The sequence below is a fragment of the Bacillus sp. AK25 genome, from assembly GCF_048270685.1.
Classification (GTDB): domain Bacteria; phylum Bacillota; class Bacilli; order Bacillales; family Bacillaceae; genus Bacillus; species Bacillus altitudinis.
Map to the genome: position 1 here is coordinate 2,110,210 of NZ_JBLUWC010000001.1, position 16,417 is coordinate 2,126,626.

Consider the following 16,417-nt stretch of genomic DNA (forward strand, 5'->3'; position numbering starts at 1 on the left):
CGAGCCACTTTCATTTCAATCCTTTCATCTTTACATAAGAAAAATACTTGCCCTTTTCAAGGAAAGAGCAAGTATCTTGATTAGAAACCATTATTCTCTGAAACCGATTGAAACCAGTAGCCACTTTTTTTGATGGTACGTTTCCCGTCTTTCTCAAGGTCCACTGAGACAAATCCATAGCGATTTTTATAGGCATTCGACCATGACCAATTATCCATAAACGTCCACAGATGATAGCCTTTTACATGACTTCCTTCTTGAATGGCTTGATGCACCCATTTAAGATGCTCAGAAATAAAATCAATGCGGTAATCGTCATGAATCATTCCTTCTTCATCTTGAAACCGCTCTTCTCCCTCGACACCCATTCCATTTTCAGAAATAAAGCATTCAATATTCCCATAGTCTGTCTGGACTTTTTTCAATATATCGTAAATACCCTTTTCATAGATTTCCCAGCCGCGGTACACATTCATTTTTCTGCCCGGCATTTCAAAAGAATCGAAATAATGATCTGGCATAAATGGTGCATCAGGGTGAGGCATATGTTCCTTTGCTTTCACTCTTCTTGGCTGATAATAGTTGATGCCGAGAAGGTCGATCGTGTTCTCTTGAATGAGTTCAAGGTCTCCTTCCTCCATAGCCGGCATCAATCCTTCTTTCTTTAACACGTCCACTAGCTTTTCAGGGAAATGTCCTTTCACAGCTGGATCTAGGAAGGACCGGTTAAAGAAGGCGTCAGCCATCTCAGCTGCTTCGACATCCCGCGGATTCTGGCTTCGCGGATACGAAGGAGTAAGGTTGAGGATAATGCCTATTTTCCCATCCTGCTTCATCTCTTTATAAGCCGCAATGGCCTTAGCATTTGATAAAATCTCATGAAATCCAACTTGCACTGCCTTTTGGAAATCAACTTCGTTTGGATAATGGAAGCTATACATATATCCACCCTCTACAGGAACAATCGGCTCGTTATGGGTAAACCATTTTTTCACCCGGTCGCCAAATAGCTGAAAACACAATGTCGCATAGCTGACATAATCGTCTACGACCTGCCTGTTTACCCATCCTCCCGTCTCCTGAAGCGCCATTGGCATATCAAAATGATACAAGTTCACAAACGGTTCAATGTCACTGGCTATTAGTTCATTGATCACATCATTGTAAAAAGCCACAGCTTCTTCATTAACGGCCCCTTTTCCCTCAGGTAAAAGGCGTGACCATGAAATAGATAGACGAAACGAGTTGTGCCCAATCTCTTTCATGAGGCGGATATCCTCTTTGTATTTACGATAAAATTGCGAGGTGACACCTGGACCGACGCCCTGAAAAAAACGATTCGGCTCTTTTTCAAACCAGTGATCCCAAATGTTCGGTCCCTTTCCATCTCCTGGATAACTGCCTTCTGTTTGCGTAGCAGAGGCAGAAGATCCCCACCAGAAACCTTCTGGAAATGTATATGATTGACTGTTAGTTTCCATCGACATGTATTGAGTCTCCTTCACCTTTGATGTTTGTTTGTTTCGTTTTTTCTGTCGTGACTATTTTTTCATTTTTCACATTCATACGATCAATAAATTTTAGGAACGGGAACCAAATGACAAACACAATCATTAAATTAAACAGTTGAAGCAGACCGCCCGCTAATGAATTCGTTGCCATGACTCCGCTAATAAAGATCGGTACTGTCCATGGAATATTCACGCCTGTCGGAGGCGGCACAATACCTGCGGCCATCGCAAAATAAGAAATACAAGTAATCACCATTGGCGCCAAAATCCATGGAATGAGAATAAGCGGGTTCATCACAATCGGTAAACCGAAGATAATGGGTTCATTGACGTTAAATAAACCTGGTCCTAAGCCGAGCTTTGCTACTTGTTTCAATTGCTTACTTTTAAGAAAAATTAAAATCGTAAACACAACAGCTAGCGTCATACCGGTTCCACCCATACCCACTGTATAGATTTCGATAAACTGCTTGCTGATGATGTTCGGAACCTCACCTGTTTTTGTGTAGCTTTCTAGATTTTGAATGGACAATGTATTCCAAATCGGGTCCATGACAGAGTTGATAATAATTTGGCCGTGGAGCCCAAAGAACCAAAGAATTTGTATAAAGAAAATAGCGATCAAGGTTGGAATGATACCGCTTCCAAGTCCGACAAGCGGCGCCTGAATCGCATTGTAAATCAAGTCATGCATGTTGGTTTTGAACCCTTGTGTAATGATGATATTGATCAGTAAAAAGGTTGTGAGTGTCAAAGTAGCCGGGATGAGTGCAGCAAAAGACTTAGAAACAGCTGGCGGAACCCCTTGCGGCATATTGATGACAAATTTCTTTTGGACAAAATAGCGATAAATTTCAGCAGACAAAAAGCCTGTGATCATTCCAAGGAACATTCCCTTTGCGCCCAAACGATCGACTGGGATGACGCCTGCAATGGATGCACCGCCCTCTTGTTCTAGTAAAAATGGCGTAAGGAGCAGAAAAGAGGCTAAAGCGATCACACCGCCAAAGACAGCTTCCACATCATAGCTTTTCGATAAATAGTAGCCAATCCCAAATACAACAAACACACTCATAATGCTGATGGTCGCACTAGGTGCAATATTCAGTGCAGACTGAACACCTTCCAGTGCTGTTTGACTCATGATCTTATCTAAAAATGGCAGATTCATTAATACGACCATGATGGAACCAAAAATCGTTAATGGGAACGCAAGCATAAAGGCATCCCTTAATACCCCTAGATAGCGATTGTTGTTCAATCTACCAGCAATCGGAACCAAAATTGCACTTATTTTATCAAACATTGGTTTCCCCCCTTGTTTACACCCTTTATTGTTTCAGTGATTGCAATATCGGTAAGAGCTCTCCCACAAGCTCTTTTATTGTCATCGTTGACATGAAATGATCTTCGGCATGCATGAGCAGCAAGGAGAATGAAATCGTTTCTCCGCTTGCCTCTTGCTGTACCATCTGAAAATGGATATCATGTGCATTCCGCAAGTCATCTTCCGCTTCTTTGAGAAGGTCAGATGCTACTGTTTCATGACCTTCTCTAAATTGTTTAAGAGATTGAAGCAATTTGCTTCGTGCATTTCCGCTGTGTAAGATCAATTGAAAACTGATTTGTTCTTCCGTGAGTCCTTCGACTGTTTTCTTTTCCATCCTTTAAGATTCCCCCATCAATGAAACCGCTTGTTCATACGCTTTTTGTCCATCTGCTAGCCCATACGCCTGCATATCGATGACCTCTACTTCAATCCCATATTTTTGAGCTTCTTTTTGAAGATCCCCTTTTAAAAAGCTCATTTGCGGTCCAATTAATACAACATCGGCATGTGCCATTTCTTTTCTCGCTTGGTCTTGTCCGACTGCCCAAATCTCTGCTTCTTCCCCTATAGACTCAGCATGTGCCTTCATCTTTGTGACTAGTAAACTCGTAGACATACCTGAACTGCATGCTAATAAAATACGTTTCATTTCTCTCACCCCATTGTTGTAATAAAAGCGCTTCCAGTTAATATTATATATTTTTATTTTTAAATGTCTAGACATTTAATTATATATGTCTGTATTTTATTTTAAAAATGACCGTATCAATACTCACAACAAGCTTTCAGAACAAAAAAGATCTCATCCAGATATGAACGAGACCCCTTTTCTTTTAAAAAATACTCTCCGAATGAACCATAAAGTAGCTTCTTCTTCTGAAGACAGTCTTTGAGAACTTTGTTAAAATAAGTGCGAATGACTTAGCTCATTCAAAAACCCAATTTTTCATCCCATAAATCATGAGAAGTAACTGCCCAGAGATGGAAACAGATTCTATTCCCACTCAATTTGATGGATAGGTAAACGTCTTTTGCTGCTACTTTTCGAATCTATTCATATCTTTGCAATCAAAAGGACTGGATATCATGGCAGTCACTCATTTGTGTGAAGCCTGTAAAAGAAACGAGATTGATGTTGTAAAAATTTCTGATGAATCAGCTCAGCCTTATCGATTATGCAATGATCGTCACAGGCGGCTCTTAACCTATTCTTTACGGCCAATTGAATGGTATCACTTAGCGATCATCCACTCTCCAAAGAAATTTTTATTGCACGATGATTTTTATGAAGAAGACGGAGAGGCTTGTCAGCCAGAAGAAGATGTATTGGTCACAGCAGAAGAGAAAATACCCACATTACAAGCGGTTCAACATGATTTGGAGTCTTTATTAGATTTCTCAATCACAAGGTGGTTTCTTCAATACGATGTCATCAATGCCCTGAAAAAACACGATACACAAAAATGTTGATGTCTGTAAAAGCTAGATTTTATGGAACGGAAAATCATGAAGTCAAATCAAGAATGCTGGAGATCGCAGCTGATGTTTTAGGTACTGCAGCTTCGGATTGGGTAAGAGAGCTTTGGGAGAATGATGCCGATAAATTTTTTCATCCGCTTTCTTGGGCAGCAGCCAGTAGTTTACCAGCCGAGGAAGGAATGAGACGTATTTTTGATCAATTGAAATGTGTAAGTGAAAAGGAATTGCCAATGACGGCTCTCTCCAGCCTATATCGTTTCCGTTCACATCACATACTTGATTGGATGGAGTCTCATTGCTCCTCTTTTAACGACAGTTGGGGCAGGTTGGCATCAGCATGCTTTCCAACATGGCTCAGAATGAAATCTTGGCTAAACAAAGGAAGACCTTTCAGTTTAATTGCACTCGATACAATGGCGAACTGTCTAGCAGTTAAAAACGATCCATTTATCGAGGAGTTATCTCCTAAAATACTTCGTACAGATATCAATGAAATAGAACCCATTTTATATGATTATCTTCAAAAAGATGGCGTTCCTCGTGTCAAAACGAAAGTAGGCATCATCGTGAAGAACAAAGAAGCCATATTTGAATAAGCCGATTAAATGGATAAAAGCGTGTGCAATGTTTATGCTCACGCTTTTCACTAGCATGACAACATACTAGATCATAATTTGATGTTGTGTTATCCTCTGAGCCCAGCCCGTGATCAACATATGCACGATTATCCTTTTCCTGCTTGGAATCCCGGGTACTTGGTCATACCGCCGTCTACATATAACGTCAACCCTGTCACATAGCTCGCTTCTTTTGATGCAAGCCAGACAGCACATGCTGCCACTTCTTCAGGCTTTCCGATATAGCCAATTGGTATCAGCTCAATGACGCCCTTTTTCAATGCTGGATCATCAAATTTTTCGGCATTGATGGGGGTATCAATTGCACCTGGTGCAATACTGTTTACGCGAATTTTTTTAGGGGCATATTCTAGTGCCAGCGTTTCCGTCAAAAGCTTGGCGCCTCCTTTACTTGCTGCATAATGGACAAAATGAGGCCACGGAATTTGCTGATGGACCGATGACATATTAATAATCGACCCCTCGATCCCATGTTCTGTCATATACTTTAATGCATCACGGCAGCCTAGAAACATGCCTGTTAAATTGGTGGACATCACTTTGTTCCAATTATCTAGCGTCATTTCAGTTGAAGGAACTTCATTTTCAATTCCTGCATTATTGATCATGACATCAAGACTGCCATATGTATCAACAGCTTGATCAATCATCGCCTTCATATCCTCTTCTTTTGATACATCCCCTTGAATTTTGACAGCCTGTCCGCCACTTTTTTGAATATGAGCAATCGTGTCGTCCGGGTTTTCTTTATCGGAGAAATAATTGATCACTACATTGGCTTTTTCTTGTCCAAACCGGCGCGCCATCGCCTGACCTATCCCTGTACCTGCTCCTGTGATGAGAACTGTTTTCCCTTCCAAATCTGGATACATTCGTTTAACCTCCTATTTTGTAAAACCTAGCAGCACACCGCCTGCGATAATCATCAAGCAGCCTGCAATAACAAAGCTTGTTTTAGATGCTTTCTCTTTTAATAAATAAATACCGCCTAAAGTCGAGATGACAATTCCTGTTTGAGACATGGAAAAACTTACTGCTACGCCAATGAGTGGAATCGCCAAAAGAAGCCCTAGATTTCCTGTCGACCACACAAGACCAGCAATGATATTTCTGAATGTATATTTGCTAAACGGGTCTTGCTTTAGACTAATCGCTAACGATGAAAGCAGCATGCCGACAGATTGCGGAACGAGCGCAGACCAGCCATCTATATGAAACCATCTTAAAATGACAACATATCCGACGTAGCCTACGGTTGAGATGAGCAAAATGATGATTCCCTTTTTAAAATTGCCGCCTTCGTTCCCGCCACTCTTTTTTTGACCAAGTGATGTCATGACAACACCAGCAATAATAAATAAAATAGCACAAGAACCAATAAGTATGACCGTCATGGTTTGCCATTCTTTGAAGACGATGACACCAAATAATGTCGTGCTCACAAGCTGCATACCCGTTGATAAAGGAACAGCCTTTGACACCCCTAGAAAGGCGACACTTGAAAGCTGATTCATTTGCCCTATACTCCAAAAGATCCCAGAGATAACGGAAACCGCAAAAATAAGCGGTGTCAGTTCCGGCATTTTGATCAAATAGGCGCCGATTGAAAACAAAAAAGCGCCGAGGGTAATGCCGAGTGTTTGCTGATAGGCATTCCCGCCAAGTTTGACACTGATGAGAACAATACTTCCCCAAAATATCGCTGGGAGAAGTGCATATAAAATGCCCACTTCTATCCCTACTTTCTGTTCTTTTTTACTTAGCATCCCTCTTTTTCGGATTTTTAGCCGAATAGATGTAAACACAAAAAAGACCTTACCAAAGGTAAGGTCACAGCGTGTAGACAAACCCTCGCATTCGGTGTCAGTCCTGCGTGCTGGTGCTCATGAATGTCAAATTCGCTCCGCTCCAGTACTCGGCCTTCCTAGCCTGCAAAGGTTTTCTATCACGCTAAAAAGAAGACAAAGGGCTAAAATCAAGTTCATTTTAGCCCTTTGTCAACAATCTAAGACCTTACCAAGGTAAGGTCTTTTGAGGTTGTATACTTATTTCATCCATTCAGTATGGAAGACGCCTTCTTTATCTGTGCGCTCATACGTATGTGCGCCGAAGTAGTCACGCTGTGCTTGAATTAAGTTAGCTGGAAGGACAGCTGTACGATAGCTATCAAAGTAAGCAAGTGCACTTGAGAATGAAGGAACAGGAACACCTTGTTCTACTGCAAGTGAAATCACTTTACGAAGTGATGATTGATAGCTTTCTACGATATCCTTGAAGTAAGGATCAAGCAATAGGTTTTTCAATTCAGGGTTACGGTCATATGCTTCTTTGATTTGCTGCAGGAAGGCTGCACGAATGATACATCCACCACGGAAGATCATCGCAATTTCACCGTATTTCAAATCCCAGTTATACTCTTCAGACGCTGCTTTCATTTGCGCAAAACCTTGTGCATATGAGCAGATTTTACTCATGAAGAGAGCTTTTCTAACAGCTTCGATTAATGCTTGTTTATCTTCAGCTGATTGAGTTGGCTCAGGCCCTTGAATTAATTGACTTGCTTCCACACGCTCATCTTTCATCGCAGAAATAAAACGTGCGAAAACAGATTCCGTAATGATTGGAAGCGGAACACCTAGATCAAGAGAGCTTTGGCTCGTCCATTTCCCAGTTCCTTTTTGTCCAGCTTTATCTAAGATCACATCCACAAGCGGCTGATTTGTTTCTTCATCCACTTTTGTGAAAATGTCAGCTGTAATTTCGATTAAGTAGCTGTCAAGCTCGCCTTTATTCCACTCTGAGAATACTTCATGAAGCTCCTCTGCTGACAATCCTGCCACATGCTTCAAGATAAAGTATGATTCAGAGATCAATTGCATGTCTCCGTACTCGATACCGTTATGAACCATTTTGACATAATGTCCTGCTCCATCTGGACCGATATACGTTGTACAAGGCTCACCATCTACTTTCGCAGAGATGGCTTCTAAAATTGGTTTCACTAGCTCATGCGCTTCTTTTTGACCGCCAGGCATGATAGAAGGACCTTTTAGTGCGCCTTCTTCACCGCCAGAAACACCTGTTCCAATGAAGTGAATACCACTTTCCGCAAGCTCTTGGTTACGTCTTTGTGTATCCTTGTAATATGTATTTCCACCATCAATTAAAATGTCACCTTTCTCTAGGTGAGGCAGTAATGATTGAATGGTTGCATCTGTTGCTGCACCCGCTTTTACCATTAAAAGAATTTTACGCGGCGTTTCAAGCGATTGAACAAATTCTTCAATGCTGTATGTGCCTACAACGTTTTTCCCTTGTGATTCTTGAAGAAACTCTTCTGTTTTGCTGCTAGATCTGTTATAAACGGACACGGAGAAACCGCGGCTTTCAATATTTAGGGCAAGGTTTTTCCCCATAACGGCTAGTCCAACGACACCGATTTGTTGTTTTGACATAATTCTGACGTCCCTTCTAACACACTATATTGATTACTGCTGAAATGATGTACCCTTTGAAATTACCACAACATCACCTCTTTTATCAAGTTTTCAGGCTAGTCATTTCCTCTTTCGTCCTGAAAAAAGTCTTTATTAAAACTTGTACCACTTGTTTTGCTCTCTTTTTCCTTAATGGTCACTCCTCTTTGAATGAGTGGTTTACCGTATTTTTCTTTCAGTCCGTCTAAAAGAGATTGGAGCGGTTCGTCTTTTGCATCTTCTGTATAAGAGAATAAATCAAGCTGCTTGACGGCTGATTTTCGTTCCACAAGATCGGTCCCCGTCACACCTAAAAGTCTTACTGGCTGGTCATTCCAATGCTTTAGGAATAGCTGCTTTGCCGCCTCAAATAGATCTTCCTTTCGATCAGTTGGATTCGTGAGTGTGACGCTCCGTGTGATATTTTTCCAGCTTGCATACCGAATCATAATGAGCAGCCGGTTCGCCATCACTTCTTTTCTTCGTAATCTGGCACTCACCGATTGCGACAGTTTCTCTATTAATGAGACGAGTTCATCTGTATCATCAGAATCGTGAGGAAGAGTGGAAGAATTGCCGACAGATTTAAATTCGTATATTCTTTCTGGATCGACAATGCCGTCATGCTCTCCGTTTGCCTTTTGCTTTAACCTCGGTCCATTGATACCTAATAACTCTTTTAGCGCATATTCATTCGCTTTCGCTAAATCTTCAATTGTATGAATTCCGATGGTTTTCAGCTTATCTGCCGTTTTCTGTCCAACCCCATGCATGTCACCTGCCGGGAGCGGCCAGAGCATTGTCGGGACATCTCGTTTACGCAAAATGGTAATGCCCATTGGCTTTTTCCAATTAGACGCCATCTTCGCTAGAAATTTATTTGGTGCAATGCCAATGCTAGAAGGAAGCATGAGCTCTTCTACTAGCCTCGTTTGAATATCATGAGCGGTTTTCACAGCATGCTCCGCATAAGGGGTATTGGTTAAATCAATATAGCCTTCATCAATTGAAACGGGTTCAACTAAGTCACTATATTCTCTTAGTATGGTAAACATTTCTTGTGAGGAGCTGCGGTACCGGTCGAAGTTGGGTGTACGCACAATCAGTCCCGGACATAGCCGCTTCGCTTCCCAAAGTGGCATCGGCGGCTTCACCCCGAGTGCTCTTGCCTCGTAGCTGCAGGTTACAACTATGCCTTTGCGCTCTTTTGCATTTCCGCTAATGGCTAAAGGTTTCCCTCTCAAAGAAGGATCATACGCCATTTCTACCGATGCATAAAAACTATTCATATCAATATGAAAAATGATTCGCCCCTTCTTTTGAGAATCAGCCATTTGCTTGCCTCCTTAGGTGATCTACTTTCCTTCACTTCACCGTGATTTCACCTGTTTGTTCCATTAGACATTTCATATGGTGTATAGTACACTGTGAGTAATGAAATGGATGTGATAATCATGATTATTGATACATTCAATGAAGTCTTTTTCCTTGTTGAATTCTTTACGATTATTCTTCCAGCGCTGACCGCCATTGGTATTGCTTTCTTATTAAAAGACTGCCGAATGAACGAGCACCTCGGAGGACATCGTTTAGAAGAGTTGGATGCATCTTGTTTGAATCGAACAGACTTTCTGTTTATCATATATGATCGCATTACAACTTGGATTAGTAAAGTCATTCGAATGAAAAGATCATCAAATGATGATGAAGACCATTCGCTTCCTCTCTCTTATTAGATTTTATTATTGAGGAGGAAACGAATTGAAACGTTTATTGACAATTTGTACGACTTTATTTTTTATGATGGTAGCGTCACCGGCATTTGCTGCCAGTGCGCAAACAAATACAAGCTCTGATGGGTTTTTCCATCATTATTTTGTTCAGCCTTTTTCTGAGTTGATTATCTGGCTTGCGAACTTTTTCCATGATGACTACGGTTTATCTATTATGTTCGTGACATTGATTGTCCGGCTGCTTATTTTCCCGCTTTTTGCAAACCAATTTAAAAAGCAGAGAGTGATGCAAGAGAAAATGGCACTCGTTAAACCTCAGATTGACCAAATACAAAGCAAATTGAAAAAAACGAAAGAACCTGAAAAACAAAAAGAACTGCAAATGGAAATGATGAAAGTATATAAAGACAACAATGTGAACCCGCTGGCAATGGGCTGTCTGCCGATGCTGATTCAAATCCCAATTGTTCTTGGCTTTTACTCAGCAATCCGCTCAACACCTGAGATTGCAACACATTCGTTCTTATGGTTTAACTTAGGACAAACTGATCTTTTGGTAGCGATCTTTGCAGGGGCCATGTATTTCTTGCAATTTTATGTCACACAAAAATTCGCAAAACAATCAGGCACCCAAACAGAAGCTGCACTGAAACAAGCAAAAATCATGGGCATGATTTTCCCAGTCATGATGCTGTTTCTATCAATTAATGCTCCCGCTGCTCTTCCTTTATATTGGATGACAAGTGGACTTTTACTCACCATTCAAACGATTATTTTAAATGTGATGTACCAAAAATCAAAAACAAAAGCTGCGGCAAACGATTCAATTAACCCAGCAGCTGAATAAATTATAGCCCCCTTACCTAAACATGATAAGGGGGCTATATTTGTCTTCTGTAGAGCGCAACAAATAAAAGATTCGTGAGCTCCGGCACGCAAAATGACCCCTTATCCATGGATAAGGGGCCTTTATTTATGCCAATTCCTCTTTCAATCGCTCAGGCAATTGATCAAGATCCTCAATTTTCCCAAGAAACTTATTAGGGTCCACTTGTAAAATCATCTTGTTCTCTCTCTCAACGACGCCGAAGAAATATTCAGATGCTTTTGTGTTCATATGAAATGGCTTGATCTCATTTAGCTCGATATCAATGATATCTTTTGCATCAGAAACAAGGCAGCCAATCATTTGATCGTTCAATTCAAATAGTAGAACCTTAGACTGTTCGGTTACATCCAGAGGTTTTCCGTGCAGCATGACACCTGTGTCACTGACTGGAATGACCTCTCCTCTTAACGACATGAGTCCTTTAATCTCTTTTGGAAGGTTCGATACTTCTTGTAAATAAGGGACCTTCTCAATCGAGCGTATATGCTCTACGCTGATACCAAAATCCTCTTGTCCCACTTGGAAAATAATGATCTTTTGCGTGCTCACAGAGTCTCCTGCCTTTACGATGGATTTGTCGTTTCTTCGATAATGGCGAGAACCATTTCAGCTGTCTTGACTAATTCTTCAATCGGCATTTTCTCATTTTTCGTATGAATATCTTCATATCCAACAGCTAGGTTGACAGTTGGGATGCCATTTCCAGCAATGACGTTTGCATCACTGCCTCCCCCGCTTGTCTGTAGTTCTGAAGGGCGGCCAATTTTCGCAGCCGCTTTTTTCGCCACTTCAACGACTTGATCGCCGTGTGAGAATTTGAAGCCTGGATACATGATGTCAATTTGTACATCGGCACTTCCGCCCATTTCTTTAGCGGTTTTTTCAAAGGCTTCTTTCATTTTTGCTACTTGTGCTTCCATTTTTGCCGGTTCTAAAGAACGCGCCTCTGCCAGAATATCCACTTGATCACAGACAATATTCGTTTGTGTTCCACCTTCAAAACGGCCGATATTCGCCGTTGTTTCTTCATCAATACGGCCAAGCGGCATGCTGGCGATCGCTTTTGATGCAATCGTAATCGCAGAAACGCCTTTTTCAGGTGCCACACCTGCGTGAGCTGTCTTTCCGTAAATGGTTGCGCGTACTTTCGCCTGTGTTGGCGCAGCCACGATAATGGTACCGACCTTGCCATCTGAATCAAGGGCATAACCATATTTTGCTGTCATCAGTTTCGGATCTAACGCTTTTGCTCCTACAAGTCCTGATTCTTCACCAGCTGTAATGACAAATTCAATCTTGCCATGCGGTACATTTTTCTCTTTTAGGACACGGATCGCTTCAAACATTGCAGCAAGCCCTGTTTTATCGTCAGCACCAAGAATGGTTGTGCCATCTGTCTTGACATAGCCTTCTTCAATGACTGGCTTAACACCATTACCTGGTACAACTGTATCCATATGAGAAGTAAAATAAATCGTATCTGCCTCTTGATTCCCTTCAAGTGTGCAAATAAGATTGCCTGCTCCATGGCCGGTTGTCTCTTTTGAATCATCTTCAACTACATTAAGCCCTAAACCAGTAAATTTCTCTTTTAGGACTTCAACAATTTTTTCTTCATGTTTCGTTTCTGAATCGATTTGTACAAGTTCTAAAAATTCGTCTAATAAGCGTTTCTCATTGATCATGATGAAGCTCCTCCTCTTATAGCGGCATGTTTCCATGCTTTTTTAACGGTCTATCTTCTTCCTTACTGCGAAGCAGGTCAAATGAGCGAATGAGCCGCTCTCTCGTTTCATCTGGCATTAAAATATCGTCGATTAATCCTAATTGTGCTGCCTTCATGACACTAGGTTCATTGTCCACCTCACGCAAAGCAGGATGAACAATTTCGTCTGCAAACGATTTTCCCATGACATCAATTTCTGCCTCTGGCCATGCATATACAAAGTCAGCACCTAATCCCTTACTATTCATCGCAACGTATGCGCCGCCAAACGCCTTTCTCAAAATCACAGTGATTTTTGGAACGGTCGCCTCAGCATACGCATACAGAAGCTTTGCGCCGTGGCGGATAATGCCTGCATGCTCAGCTTTCTCACCTGGCAAAAAACCAGGAACGTCCACAAGGGTTAAAATGGGAATATGAAATGCATCGCAAAATCGAATAAACCGAGCCGCTTTATCAGCAGCATCGAGGTCAAGGCTTCCTGCCAGCACCTTAGGCTGATTGGCTACAAGACCAATGGAAGACCCTTGTAATCTGGCAAAACCTGTGACGATATTTTTGGAGAAACAACGCTGCGTTTCAAAAAATGAGCCGTGGTCGGTGATCGCTGTCACCACTTGTTTGACATCATAAGTGCGTGATGGCTCCTTTGGCAAGATGTTCCCAAGATCGCTTGCATCATGCTTTTGCACCTTACGATGAATGACAGGCCGTCGTTTCGTTGGTATGTACGTTAAAAGCGTTCGAACTGCTTTTAACACGTCTCTCTCATCTTTCCCTGTATAGTGCACATTCCCGCTTGTTTGATGCTGAACTGCTGCACCTCCAAGCCGGTCAGGACAGACCGTCTCTCCTGTTGCTTTTTCTATCACTTTCGGACCAGTTAAAAACATATGAGCTGTTTGCTCCGTCATGAAAACAAAATCCGTCAATGCAGGTGAATAAACTGCACCTCCCGCACAGGAGCCTAAAATAACGGATATTTGCGGAATTTGACCAGAGTACAGCACATTCCGTTTAAAAATCTGACCATATCCCTCTAATGATACCACACCCTCTTGAATTCTCGCACCACCTGAGTCTTTTAGACCGATAACAGGCATTTGATTTTTAGCCGCCAAATCCATTAAAGCCGCTATTTTTTTCGCATGCATGTCCCCTAGTGAACCCCCGTACACGGTCGCATCTTGTGCATAAACGCCTACTTGTTTCCCATGAATCAGTCCCGTCCCAGTGACAACGCCATCCCCTAAATGCTCTGAGCGGGAGCCTTTAGCAAATGACTGGATTTCCATAAAGCTGCCTTCATCAAGAAGTTCATGAAGCCGCTGACGAACAGTCAGCTTTCCTTTGTTTCGGTGAGCCGCTGCTCGTTTTTCACCGCCACCCCTTAAAGCTTTCTCGCGCCATTCAGACAAGTCATTGAACGATTCATGCATCTTCCTGTTTCTCTCCTTTCAATGGCGCACACAATTCAAATAGCACACCTGACGTTTCTTTTGGTGAAATAAACGCGATGCGCTTTCCGTTCGCACCATTTTGTGCGTCCTTTTGAATGAGCTGCATGCCGAGCTCGTCAAGTTGACTGAAATCAGCCTGAATGTCACCTGACTTTAATGCAATATGATGAAGCCCCTCTCCTCTTTTTGTTAAGAAGGTATGTAATGTGCTGTGATTTGATATCGGTTCAATCAACTCAATGTGCAGATCACCTAGGGAAGCAAAAGATACTTTGACCCCTTGATTCGGGAGTACTTCTATGTCTGAAAATTCCCAGTTAAACAGCCTGGAGAACGTACGTGCTGTTTTTTGAATAGAAAAAACGGCAATGGCAATATGATCGATTTGATTCATCCGTTCACTTCCTTTGTACATCACTTGTCGCCTGCGTAAAAACGAGCTAGAATAAAGAAAGGTGCGCTCGTCGCAAAAACATTTGATTATAGGGGTGCGATATGTCTCAGAAATTCATGAAATTTATGGTATTGCTCATGATTAGCTTACTGTTAATTTCTTCACTTTTAGCAGGAGCGGCAGCCTTTTTATAAAGTGTTGATAAAAAAGCAGACAAGCAGGTGATTCGTTTTTTAACGAATGGCCTGTTTGTCTTTGGCCAGTTTTTCAAATGCATCGCTTGATTTCGTGATCCATACTTTTGTACCAACTGGAAGCTGATCAAACAGCCGTTCTACATCTTGATTATGAAGACGTACACAGCCTGCCGTAATAAATTTCCCTATCGATGTCTCATCACTTGTTCCATGAATTCCATAGATTCTCCCGTCGGTTCCTCGCGCATCAAATCCAATCCACCTTCGGCCGAGTGGGTTATTCTTTGCGCCGCCTTCAATATTTTTTCTTCTGTAATAAGGATCTTTCGCTTTGATCATAATCGTAAATTCACCTTCTGGCGTTAAATCAGCTGTTTTGCCAGTAGAAGCCGGGTAGACTTTTTGAATTTTCCCATGATCAATATACGCAAGCTCATTCGTTTGTTTATTAATAATGACATACGGATCACCTGGAAGCGGGTTTTGCCCGAGCGGCCAGATGGGTGAAAGGGACATGGTCAGCACAGTATAAAATAAAAGACGCATAGGCTCCTCCTTTTTCATTAGATTGACCAATGAAGGAGGAACTCATGCGTCTTTATTCTTTCATCCCTTTAAAATAACTTTTCAGCACCAAATATTGTTCCATTTCTCCGAGAAAATGAAAGAGTGCGGCTCTAGCTTCAAATTCTTCACGTGTTTGTGGAAGTGGCAGTGCATCAAACTCTTCTTTCATATCAATCAGGCGTCTTAAGAACTTATGCGCCGTGTTCCCTGGGTGAATATGTTCTCGTAAATCTCTAATATATTCTGCAATGATTTGCCCATGCTCCGTTGTAACAGAAATGGACGTAATTTTCGGAAGCACCCGCTCAATGATTTCAAATTGCTTTTGTCTCATGTTGAAATAATGATAATACAGATTTTCATGTCTTAAGACATGATTTTCAACATCACGGTATGCAAGAGCCTTCGCTTCTTTAATCAATTGATGCGTCTCTGGAATTTCTTTTCCTGTCCAGTCTTGTTTTCCGGTCATTAAATATTGCTCGATTTCTTCAAAGATTTTCGCAAAATTCGCTTCAATTTGTTCACTGTATTGTTTCAGCTTTTTATCAACGCTAGGCATATACAGGTTCATAATGAGTGCGACCCCTACACCAATGGTGATGAGTAAAAGCTCATTCCAGATGAGATGAAGCGTAATGCCTCCAGACATATACAAATGAAGGATAATCACTGAACTTGTGACAATCCCTTCTTTAATCCGAAGCAAGACCGTTGTTGGAATAAAGACGAGCAGCATCAGTCCAATGACGAAAGGATGATACCCAATCAGATCAAAAAATAAATAAGAAAATAAGATGGCAAGACTGCATGCGGCAAAGCGGGCCCCAGATGCGAGGAGTGACCTTTTTTTCGTCACCTGAATACATAGGATCGTAATAATGCCGGCAGCTGAATAGTTTTGCAGACCGAGCATTTGTGCAATGTAAATGGCTAGAGCTGTTCCTAATGCTGTTTTCAGCGTTCGGTAGCCGATTTTAAACATGATGTGATTCACTCTTTTCTGTCTACTTTTGT

At 41.7% G+C, this 16,417-nt stretch carries 19 protein-coding genes; 5 read left to right on the forward strand and 14 right to left on the reverse strand.

What is annotated here, in order from left to right; genetic code table 11:
* Positions 1–80: 80 nt before the first annotated feature.
* From ACNO7B_RS10900 to ACNO7B_RS10915, 4 genes are read right to left on the reverse strand one after another with little or no spacing between them, the layout of a single operon-like run.
* Positions 81–1,487, reverse strand: coding sequence for a glycoside hydrolase family 1 protein (locus tag ACNO7B_RS10900; RefSeq protein ID WP_035390766.1), 1,407 nt, complete (start codon positions 1,485–1,487; stop codon positions 81–83).
* Positions 1,471–2,817 (reverse strand): PTS cellobiose transporter subunit IIC, encoded by a 1,347-nt coding sequence (celB, locus tag ACNO7B_RS10905; RefSeq protein ID WP_007501108.1) that lies wholly within the window; start codon positions 2,815–2,817, stop codon positions 1,471–1,473. The genes ACNO7B_RS10900 and celB overlap by 17 nt, the downstream gene beginning before the upstream one ends.
* Positions 2,818–2,842: 25 nt before the next feature.
* A complete protein-coding gene (locus ACNO7B_RS10910; RefSeq protein WP_212047033.1) occupies positions 2,843–3,175 on the reverse strand; it encodes a PTS lactose/cellobiose transporter subunit IIA in 333 nt (110 codons plus the stop codon).
* A 3-nt stretch (positions 3,176–3,178) separates the two neighbouring features.
* Complete coding sequence (locus tag ACNO7B_RS10915) at positions 3,179–3,490, reverse strand: PTS sugar transporter subunit IIB (RefSeq protein WP_008342261.1); 312 nt, start codon at positions 3,488–3,490, stop codon at positions 3,179–3,181.
* 437 nt (positions 3,491–3,927) lie between these two features.
* Between ACNO7B_RS10915 and ACNO7B_RS10920 the strand changes: the two genes are divergently transcribed.
* Both ACNO7B_RS10920 and ACNO7B_RS10925 read left to right on the forward strand, forming a co-directional pair.
* Positions 3,928–4,311, forward strand: a complete 384-nt coding sequence (locus ACNO7B_RS10920) for a hypothetical protein (RefSeq protein WP_417901494.1) — start codon at positions 3,928–3,930, stop codon at positions 4,309–4,311.
* A gap of 53 nt (positions 4,312–4,364) precedes the next feature.
* A complete protein-coding gene (locus tag ACNO7B_RS10925) occupies positions 4,365–4,916 on the forward strand; it encodes a hypothetical protein (RefSeq protein ID WP_417901495.1) in 552 nt (183 codons plus the stop codon).
* Between the two features lie 128 nt (positions 4,917–5,044).
* Here the strand turns inward: ACNO7B_RS10925 and ACNO7B_RS10930 are convergent, their stop codons facing one another.
* The 4 genes from ACNO7B_RS10930 to ACNO7B_RS10945 form a co-directional block, all read right to left on the reverse strand.
* Positions 5,045–5,830 carry an SDR family oxidoreductase gene (locus ACNO7B_RS10930; protein ID WP_249476718.1) on the reverse strand — a complete coding sequence of 262 codons (786 nt, stop codon included), beginning with the start codon at positions 5,828–5,830 and terminating at the stop codon, positions 5,045–5,047.
* A gap of 12 nt (positions 5,831–5,842) precedes the next feature.
* The gene (locus ACNO7B_RS10935; protein WP_024718904.1) at positions 5,843–6,688 is read right to left on the reverse strand and encodes a GRP family sugar transporter; all 846 of its coding nucleotides are present in this window, start codon (positions 6,686–6,688) and stop codon (positions 5,843–5,845) included.
* Positions 6,689–7,003: 315 nt separating this feature from the next.
* On the reverse strand, positions 7,004–8,413 hold the full coding sequence (gene gndA, locus ACNO7B_RS10940; RefSeq protein WP_017367561.1) for an NADP-dependent phosphogluconate dehydrogenase: 1,410 nt from the start codon (positions 8,411–8,413) through the stop codon (positions 7,004–7,006).
* A 98-nt stretch (positions 8,414–8,511) separates the two neighbouring features.
* Positions 8,512–9,768 (reverse strand): DNA polymerase IV, encoded by a 1,257-nt coding sequence (locus ACNO7B_RS10945; protein ID WP_322535819.1) that lies wholly within the window; start codon positions 9,766–9,768, stop codon positions 8,512–8,514.
* Between the two features lie 120 nt (positions 9,769–9,888).
* Here ACNO7B_RS10945 and ACNO7B_RS10950 point away from each other — a divergent pair, with 120 nt between their 5' ends.
* Both ACNO7B_RS10950 and ACNO7B_RS10955 read left to right on the forward strand, forming a co-directional pair.
* Complete coding sequence (locus ACNO7B_RS10950) at positions 9,889–10,170, forward strand: hypothetical protein (protein ID WP_008342247.1); 282 nt, start codon at positions 9,889–9,891, stop codon at positions 10,168–10,170.
* A 25-nt stretch (positions 10,171–10,195) separates the two neighbouring features.
* Entirely contained in the window at positions 10,196–11,014 is an 819-nt protein-coding gene (locus tag ACNO7B_RS10955) for a membrane protein insertase YidC (RefSeq protein WP_024718902.1), read from the forward strand.
* Between the two features lie 126 nt (positions 11,015–11,140).
* Here ACNO7B_RS10955 and ACNO7B_RS10960 read toward each other — a convergent pair whose 3' ends face one another.
* From ACNO7B_RS10960 to mce, 4 genes are read right to left on the reverse strand one after another with little or no spacing between them, the layout of a single operon-like run.
* On the reverse strand, positions 11,141–11,605 hold the full coding sequence (locus ACNO7B_RS10960) for a chemotaxis protein CheW (RefSeq protein ID WP_025207593.1): 465 nt from the start codon (positions 11,603–11,605) through the stop codon (positions 11,141–11,143).
* A gap of 14 nt (positions 11,606–11,619) precedes the next feature.
* A complete protein-coding gene (locus ACNO7B_RS10965) occupies positions 11,620–12,741 on the reverse strand; it encodes a M20/M25/M40 family metallo-hydrolase (protein WP_410685225.1) in 1,122 nt (373 codons plus the stop codon).
* Positions 12,742–12,757: 16 nt separating this feature from the next.
* On the reverse strand, positions 12,758–14,221 hold the full coding sequence (locus ACNO7B_RS10970) for an acyl-CoA carboxylase subunit beta (RefSeq protein ID WP_017367565.1): 1,464 nt from the start codon (positions 14,219–14,221) through the stop codon (positions 12,758–12,760).
* Positions 14,214–14,636 carry a methylmalonyl-CoA epimerase gene (gene mce / locus ACNO7B_RS10975; protein WP_417901496.1) on the reverse strand — a complete coding sequence of 141 codons (423 nt, stop codon included), beginning with the start codon at positions 14,634–14,636 and terminating at the stop codon, positions 14,214–14,216. Before mce ends, ACNO7B_RS10970 begins: the two co-directional genes overlap by 8 nt.
* Before the next feature lie 101 nt (positions 14,637–14,737).
* Between mce and prli42 the strand changes: the two genes are divergently transcribed.
* A complete protein-coding gene (gene prli42 / locus ACNO7B_RS10980) occupies positions 14,738–14,830 on the forward strand; it encodes a stressosome-associated protein Prli42 (protein ID WP_017357951.1) in 93 nt (30 codons plus the stop codon).
* 39 nt (positions 14,831–14,869) lie between these two features.
* Here prli42 and ACNO7B_RS10985 read toward each other — a convergent pair whose 3' ends face one another.
* Positions 14,870–15,379 (reverse strand): L,D-transpeptidase, encoded by a 510-nt coding sequence (locus ACNO7B_RS10985; RefSeq protein WP_025207596.1) that lies wholly within the window; start codon positions 15,377–15,379, stop codon positions 14,870–14,872.
* Between the two features lie 52 nt (positions 15,380–15,431).
* Positions 15,432–16,385 (reverse strand): aromatic acid exporter family protein, encoded by a 954-nt coding sequence (locus ACNO7B_RS10990; protein WP_007501130.1) that lies wholly within the window; start codon positions 16,383–16,385, stop codon positions 15,432–15,434.
* Positions 16,386–16,417 lie beyond the last annotated feature (32 nt).